Origin of the sequence: Pseudomonas sp. W5-36 (assembly GCF_046540455.1) — a bacterium.
GTDB classification, from domain to species: Bacteria; Pseudomonadota; Gammaproteobacteria; order Pseudomonadales; family Pseudomonadaceae; genus Aquipseudomonas; species Aquipseudomonas graminis_B.
The window spans coordinates 289654-296605 of the sequence record NZ_JAXCIQ010000006.1; the positions used below are offsets into that span (position 1 = coordinate 289654).

The following is a 6952-nucleotide window of genomic DNA, read 5'->3' on the forward strand; positions in this document are numbered from 1 at the left end:
GGTTTTTTTCGGCCGCGTGCCAGGCGGGGCCGGAGCTGCTTAACGCTGCTCTACCAGATTAAGGAAGCGCCGCGTGCGCTCGTTGTCCGGGTCGACCAGCACCTCGGTCGGCGAGCCATCGGCGACGATGCGCCCGCCCTCCATGAACAGCACGCGGTCGGCGATGTCCTGGGCGAACTTCATTTCGTGGGTCACCAGCAGCATGGTCATCTGCTGCTCGTGGGCGATGGCGCGAATTACGGCCAGCACTTCACCGACCAGCTCGGGGTCCAGCGCAGAGGTGACCTCGTCGAACAGCATCACTTGGGGCCGCATGGCCAGCGCCCGGGCAATGGCCACGCGCTGTTGCTGGCCGCCGGACAGCTGCGCGGGATAGGCATCGGCCTTGTGGGTCAAGCCGACCAGCCCGAGGTATTGATGGGCGCGCTCCAGAGCCTCTTCGCGGCTCAGCTTGAGCACCTGAAGCGGGGCTTCGGTGACGTTCTGTTGCACGGTCAGGTGCGGAAACAGGTTGAACTGCTGAAAGACCATGCCCACCCGATGCACCACCGGCGGCTTCTTCGCACCCGGCCAGTGCCAGCCGCCGGATTTGGCCGGCACCGGCGAGCCGGCCACCTCGATACTGCCGTGCTGATAGGCCTCCAGGCCCTTGATCAGGCGCAGCACCGTGGATTTGCCCGAACCGCTGGGGCCGATCAGGGCGACTTTCTGGCCGGCGGGGATGCTCAGGTCGAGGTGATCGATGACCCGGGTCGCGCCAAAGTTTTTCACCACTTGCTTGAGGATGATCTGCGGCGATGCGCCGGGCAGAGCGTGTGCGAGATCAGACATGGCTGCGCCTCTCGAAATATTTGAACAGCAGGGAGGTCGGCACGCTGATCGCCAGAAACATCAGCGCCATCACCGTGTAGGGCTCGTTGTAGCGGTACGTCATGCCGGCGATCTGCTTGGCCGCCTGGAACAGCTCGGGAATCGTGATCACCGCCAGCAGCGGGGTTTCCTTGAACATGCCGATCAGGTAATTGCCCAGCACTGGCAGCATCGGTTTGAGGGCCTGGGGCAAGACGATCCGCCGCCACGTGGTGGCGCCGTCGAAATCCAGGGCCTTGGCCGCTTCCCATTGTCCGGCCGGCACGCCTTCGATGGCCCCGCGAAAGGCTTCGGCAATGTAGGCCGCGTAATACAGGCCGAGCCCGATCACCCCGGTGGAAATCGCCGGCAGGGTCAGGCCGGCCAGGGGCAGGGCGAAGAACAGCACGTAGAGCTGCACCATCAGTGGGGTGTGCCGAAAGAAGCTCAGGTAGCCGGCGCTCAGCCGTTGCACCAGCGCGTTGTTCGAGCGTTGGGCGATGGCCAGCAGCAGACCGAGCAGCACCGCCAGCAGAAACCCCAGCATCACCACTTGCAGCGTCACCAGCAGCCCCTGAAACAGATCGGGGACGATGGACCAGGCGAAGGCGTAATCGAAGTTCATGGGGCCACCCCGCGACGCCAGTGGGTGACCCGCCGCTCATAGCGCTTGACCAGCCAACTGAGCGGCCAGGCCATGACGAAATAACACACCAGCACGATGCTCCAGATCAGCGTCTGCTGGCCCAGGGTGGTGATCAACTGACCGCCGGAAAACGTCAGGTCGCTGAGGGTGATCAGTGACACCAGCGACGTGGTCTTCAGCAGCTCGACCAGTTGATTGCCCATGGGCGGCAGCATGAAGGGCAGGGCCTGGGGCAGGATGATTCGGCGAAACGCCGTGATCGCGTCGAAGTCCAGGGCTTTGATCGCGTCCCGCTGGCCCCGGGCGACATTGCTCAGGGCCGAGCGGACGATTTCCGAACCATAGGCGGAGAAGGTCAGGCCCAGGCCTAGAATGCCGGTGGTCATCGGCGCCAGGGTGATGCCAAACAGCGGCAGGATGAAGAACAGGTAGAACAGCAGCACCAGGGCGGAGATGCCCCGCAGGATTTCGACGTAGACCGTCGCGATCCAGCGCAGCGCGCGCCATGGCGACAGGCGCATCAGCGCGATGACAAACGACATCACCACCACAACGACTTGGGCGAAGAAGGTGATTTCCAGGGTGACCAGTGCGCCGTTGGCCAACTGGCGAGCGATGAAGCGCGCGGTGTCCAGGGTGGAAGCATCAAAAAGCATGGGCCGTACTCGTATGGGCTGGGGCCGTCATGTCGCGGGTGAAGGATCGAGAAGCTTCCCGGCTGAAGCCGGTCATACAATGGCGCAGGCATCAGCGCAGGCATCATCATCGGCATCGGCATCGGCACCGGGATCAACATCAGCGGTTGCAGCGTTGCTCGGCGGTGACGTCGGCGGGCGGCAGTTCGTTTTCGGTGTAGCCGTACTTCTGCAGGATCTTCAGCAGGTCACCGGACGCGCGCAGTTTCGCCAGTTGCTCGTTGAACGCCTGGGTGAACGCCGGATCGTTTTTCGGCAGGCCGTAGGCGTGGTAATTCCAGGTCGGTTTGCCATCGGCGTCCGGGATCTGCTCGAACGGCAGCGCGCGTTCAACCGGCGTGCCCTCGGCTTTTTTCAGCAGGCCGATGATTTCGGCATCGGGGAAGTACACCACGTCGACGCGATCGGCCTGCAGCGCGGCGAGGGCTTCGGTGTCTTTGTCGAAGAGCACCACGTTGCCATTGCTGATGCCGCTGTCCTTGGCTTCCTGCACCTGATTGCTGCCGGGCTGGGTCGCCAGCCGCGCCTTGCCGTTGGCCGCGACGTCCTTGAGGCTGTGCAGCTTCAGCGGGTTGCCGGCCTTGACCAGAAACGCGCCACCGGAGCGGGTGACCGGGTTGGAATAGCCAATCACTTTGCAGCGTGCCGGGTTGATGAACAGGCCGGCACCGATCAGATCGAAACGACCTGCCGCGAGGCCCGGCACCAGCGAGCCGAACTCGGTGATGGGCAGTTCAACCTTGCTGATGCCCAGCGGTTCGAGAATGGCCCGGAGGATCTCGACGTTGGCGCCGACGATGTTCCCGTCGGTGCCCACGTACGCATAGGGTTGCTCGTTGGCGATGCCGGCGGTCAGGCCCTGACTGCGGCCCTTTTCCAGCAGACCGGCGACGGCGGAGAACGAAACCACGGCATTCAGCAGCAGGGCGGAGCCGAGTGCGGCTGACAATGACAGGGATTTTCCAGCGATTGTGCGAGGGAAGGGCATGGCGGACTCGTGGCGTCAGTGGGGGCAGGAAAGCGGAAGCCGCGAATCATAAGAGTCTAAAAAAGCTTAGATAAATATCGTTTAGTTATTAGTATATGCATTTGGGTCCGATGGATTCGGCCCGGGCCACGGCAACCGTATCCCCCTTGGACCGCTCTGGCAACGCGGTCCGGGGGAACAGTCCGTGTCGATCAGGCCGTGGTTGAGGTTTCGCGGTGCGGCAGTTTCCAGCCAGCGCGAATAAAGTGGCAGGTGTAGCCGTTGGGAATGCGCTCCAGGTAGTCCTGATGCTCAGGCTCGGCTTCCCAGAACGGTCCGGCCGGGGCGATTTCGGTGACGACTTTGCCCGGCCACAGGCCCGACGCATCGACATCGGCCACGGTGTCCAGCGCCACGGCTTTTTGCTGGTCGTTGAGGTAGAAAATCGCCGAGCGATAGCTCACGCCCCGGTCATTGCCCTGGCGATTCGGGGTCGACGGGTCATGAATCTGGAAGAAGAATTCCAGGATCTGACGGTAGGAAATCTGTTCGGGATCGAAGACGATTTCGATGGCTTCGGCGTGGGTGCCGTGGTTGCGATAGGTGGCGTTGTCGACGTCGCCACCGGAGTAGCCGACGCGGGTCGAGACGACGCCGGGGTAGCGGCGCAGCAAGTCCTGCATGCCCCAGAAGCAGCCTCCGGCAAGCAGCGCGGTTTCGGTGTGGGTGGTCATGGGCAAGTCCTTCCAGCTGTTGAGCGGTGTGTGTCAGACAAGCGCCGCAGTGTGCGTGTCTGCGAGCTTGTTGGCGAGCGGGCGGCGCAACGGCCGCCCTTGAAGATCAGAGGATGGAGACGCGCACTCGTTCAGTCGCCGCCGAACTGCTGACGGTATTGGCCGGGCGTCACGCCGATGCGCTCATTGAATGCCTTGCGCATGTGCCGCGCGCTGCCGAAGCCGCAGCGACTGGCCACCACCTTGAGCGGCAGGTCACTGCCTTCGAGCAGTTTGCGTGAATGATCGATGCGCGCGTTGAGCAGGAATTGCATGGGCGTCAGACTGGCTTCGCGCTGAAACGCCCGGGCGAAATTGCGCGGACTCATCGCTGCCAGGTCGGCCATGCGCTGCACGGTGTACGCCTCATCGATGTGATCGACGACGTAGGCCTGCACCCGGGCGATCGCGCTGTCATCCCGAGGCACCGCCGCCAGCAGGGGGCCGTAGGGCGTTTGCCCGCCCTGACGCTTCATCACCACCAGCAGCACTTTGGCGACTTCGAGGGCGATCTCCTTGCCATGGTCTTCGGCGACGATGGCCAGGGCCATGTCGATCCCGGCGGTAATGCCACCGGAGGTGATCAGGTTGCGGTCGACGACGTAGATTTGCTCGGTTTCGACCCGGGTGGCGGGGAAGCGCCGGGCGAGTCGCTCGACGTAGTTCCAGTGGGTGGTGCAGCGATAGCCGTCCAGCAGGCCAGCGTCCCCCAGCAGAAACGCACCGGTGCAGATCGCCCCGAAACGCCGGGCGCCCTGGACGGCGGCGGGTAGCCAGGCGGTGAGCCGAGGATGGCCGACGCCGTACGCGCCCGGCCCGCCGGGGACCAGCAGCAGATCGATGTCGGCCGGCAGATCGTCCAGCGCCACATCCGCCTGGACCTTGAGTCCGCAGGAGCTGCGGATGAGCAACGGTCGCTCGGCCACCGTGATCAATCGGTACTGTTCTTCCGGTGCCAGCAGCCGATTGGAAATCGAAAAGACGTCCATCGGGCCGGTCACGTCGAGCATGAGCACGTCGGTGAACAGCACCACTGCCACTGTTCTTTGCCTGGAAATGTCGCGCATGCCTTGATCGCCTTTCTGTTACCGCCACTGCCAGCGCAGGGGGCACGAGCCTGAAACCAGGCGGCATTCTAGGGGATTGTGCGGACGGATGTGAATGATGGGCGTTGGTTGACGTGCTGCCTGTTCAGTGCGGGCGATCGTCCCACTGAATGCGCGCGGTGTTTTTAGTGGGACTGGCTTTAGCCGGGAAGGGGCCGGTGCGAGCAGCCTCGATTTTGCGGTGTGGCTTCTGGCGCTTTCCCGGCTGAAGCCGGTTCTACAGTCGATGTCAGCGCCGGTCCCACCGGGGATACGCAAAGCGCAAGATTCTGCGAGTCCGTAATCAATGTCCGGAATCATTGCGGATCTGACATTGCCGGCTCTGCGGGTGCGCTTTAGACTCCCGGCCATCCACTAGACGACTGGTCTACGCCAGTTGATCCGGTCACCCTCTTCAACGCCTTGAACGGAGTTTCACCCATGGCTACGCAACCCTTGCTCACCCACGTCACGCTGGGTCGGCACGTGCTGAAAAACCGCATTGCCTTCCCGCCCTTGACCCGCCAGCGAAGCCTGCAACCGGGCGATATCGCGTCGGACCTGATGGCGACGTACTACCAGCAGCGTGCGTCCGCCGGCTTCATGATCACCGAAGGCACCCAGATCGAGCCGCGCGGCCAAGGCTATGCATGGACGCCGGGCATGTATACCGCCGAGCAGGTCGAAGGCTGGCGCAAAGTGACCGACGCGGTGCACGCGGAAGAGGGCGTCATCTTCGCCCAGCTCTGGCATGTGGGGCGCGTGTCCGACCACGCCTTGCAGCCCAACGGCGAAGCGCCGGTTGCCCCATCGGCTATTCCGGCGGCCAACGCCAAGGCGTTCATCGAAACCGCGCCGGGCGCAGGGCAACTGGTGGTGCCGCCGACGCCTCGCGCGCTGACCGTGGAAGAAATCCGCGAGTTAGTGAAGCTGTACGCCCAGGCGGCAAAAAGCGCGATCGAAGCGGGTTTTGACGGCGTGGAAATCCATGCGGCGAACGGTTACCTGGTCAACCAGTTCATCTCCGAGCACACCAACCACCGCAACGACGAATACGGCGGCTCGCTGGAGAACCGCCTGCGCTTCCTGCGCGAGATCGTCACTGCCGTCGCCGAAGCCGTTGGCGGGGATCGTCTGGGCGTGCGCTTCTCACCGCTGTTCGCCAGCACCGACGAAGAACGCGTCTACATCGGCCTGGTGGAAAGCAATCCGCATCACACCTACGTCGAAGCCGTCAAGGTTCTGGAAAACGCCGGCGTCGCCTACGTCTCCATCGCCGAAGCCGACTGGGACAACGCCCCTGAACTGCCGGAGACCTTCCGTAGAGCCATCCGCGACGCCTTCAGCGGACGCATCATGTACGCCGGCCGCTACACCGCCGAACGCGGCAACCGCCTGATCGACGCCGGCCTCGCCGACCTCATCGCCTTCGGCCGCCCCTTCATCGCCAACCCCGACCTGCCCGCACGCATCGCCAACGGCTGGCCCCTCAACCCCGTTGACCCGGCCACGTTGTATGGCGGGACCGAAGTGGGCTATATCGACTATCCGGTTTATAAGGCTGGCGAATAAAACCCCTCGCCTTATCCCGGATCGAGTACAGACGCGGACGCGGAGCGATCAGTGGAGGCAAAAGACGTTAGCGTTGTCCCGGGGACAGATTAATTTACGGTGAAGCGCTGTAAATAAATCAGTCCCCTATGCGCTGCGGCTAAAGCCATTCCTACCAAGAACGCGTTTGCTCTGCTTTTGATCTTCATACGCAAAAGGGTCAGTCACCGCCAATCGCGACTTGGGTGCAGGCTGAACGCAGGTCTCGCTCCGTGGGCCGAGCGGCATGGATGCCGCGAGAGCCGCCCCCCGCCATGGATGGCGGATGGCGGCGGGCCCACGGAGCGAGACCGGAGTGAAGGAACCCGACGAAGTCGGGCCCAACC

General features: G+C 63.5%; 7 protein-coding genes. 1 reads left to right on the top strand and 6 read right to left on the bottom strand.

The features are described from left to right. Positions 1–39 precede the first annotated feature (39 nt). From SLW74_RS14025 to SLW74_RS14050, 6 genes are all read right to left on the bottom strand, one after another. Entirely contained in the window at positions 40–831 is a 792-nt protein-coding gene (locus SLW74_RS14025) for an amino acid ABC transporter ATP-binding protein (protein WP_410929246.1), read from the bottom strand. Then, positions 824–1474 carry an ectoine/hydroxyectoine ABC transporter permease subunit EhuD gene (ehuD, locus tag SLW74_RS14030; protein ID WP_192131428.1) on the bottom strand — a complete coding sequence of 217 codons (651 nt, stop codon included), beginning with the start codon at positions 1472–1474 and terminating at the stop codon, positions 824–826. Before ehuD ends, SLW74_RS14025 begins: the two co-directional genes overlap by 8 nt. Then, complete coding sequence (gene ehuC / locus SLW74_RS14035) at positions 1471–2151, bottom strand: ectoine/hydroxyectoine ABC transporter permease subunit EhuC (RefSeq protein WP_065991599.1); 681 nt, start codon at positions 2149–2151, stop codon at positions 1471–1473. Before ehuC ends, ehuD begins: the two co-directional genes overlap by 4 nt. A 139-nt stretch (positions 2152–2290) precedes the next feature. Then, a complete protein-coding gene (gene ehuB, locus SLW74_RS14040; RefSeq protein WP_410929247.1) occupies positions 2291–3178 on the bottom strand; it encodes an ectoine/hydroxyectoine ABC transporter substrate-binding protein EhuB in 888 nt (295 codons plus the stop codon). Positions 3179–3369: 191 nt separating this feature from the next. After that, a complete protein-coding gene (msrA, locus tag SLW74_RS14045; RefSeq protein ID WP_065991601.1) occupies positions 3370–3891 on the bottom strand; it encodes a peptide-methionine (S)-S-oxide reductase MsrA in 522 nt (173 codons plus the stop codon). Between the two features lie 131 nt (positions 3892–4022). Beyond that, positions 4023–4997, bottom strand: a complete 975-nt coding sequence (locus SLW74_RS14050) for a GlxA family transcriptional regulator (RefSeq protein WP_410929248.1) — start codon at positions 4995–4997, stop codon at positions 4023–4025. A gap of 459 nt (positions 4998–5456) precedes the next feature. Here SLW74_RS14050 and SLW74_RS14055 point away from each other — a divergent pair, with 459 nt between their 5' ends. Then, positions 5457–6587, top strand: a complete 1131-nt coding sequence (locus tag SLW74_RS14055; protein WP_410929249.1) for an alkene reductase — start codon at positions 5457–5459, stop codon at positions 6585–6587. Positions 6588–6952: the final 365 nt, after the last annotated feature.

Bases quoted from the DNA above. Each gene is read 5' to 3' on its own strand.
- msrA (WP_065991601.1), bottom strand. From the start codon at position 3,891: ATGACCACCCACACCGAAACCGCGCTGCTTGCCGGAGGCTGCTTCTGG.
- ehuD (WP_192131428.1), bottom strand. From the start codon at position 1,474: ATGAACTTCGATTACGCCTTCGCCTGGTCCATCGTCCCCGATCTGTTT.
- SLW74_RS14050 (WP_410929248.1), bottom strand. From the start codon at position 4,997: ATGCGCGACATTTCCAGGCAAAGAACAGTGGCAGTGGTGCTGTTCACC.
- ehuC (WP_065991599.1), bottom strand. From the start codon at position 2,151: ATGCTTTTTGATGCTTCCACCCTGGACACCGCGCGCTTCATCGCTCGC.
- SLW74_RS14055 (WP_410929249.1), top strand. From the start codon at position 5,457: ATGGCTACGCAACCCTTGCTCACCCACGTCACGCTGGGTCGGCACGTG.
- SLW74_RS14025 (WP_410929246.1), bottom strand. From the start codon at position 831: ATGTCTGATCTCGCACACGCTCTGCCCGGCGCATCGCCGCAGATCATC.
- ehuB (WP_410929247.1), bottom strand. From the start codon at position 3,178: ATGCCCTTCCCTCGCACAATCGCTGGAAAATCCCTGTCATTGTCAGCC.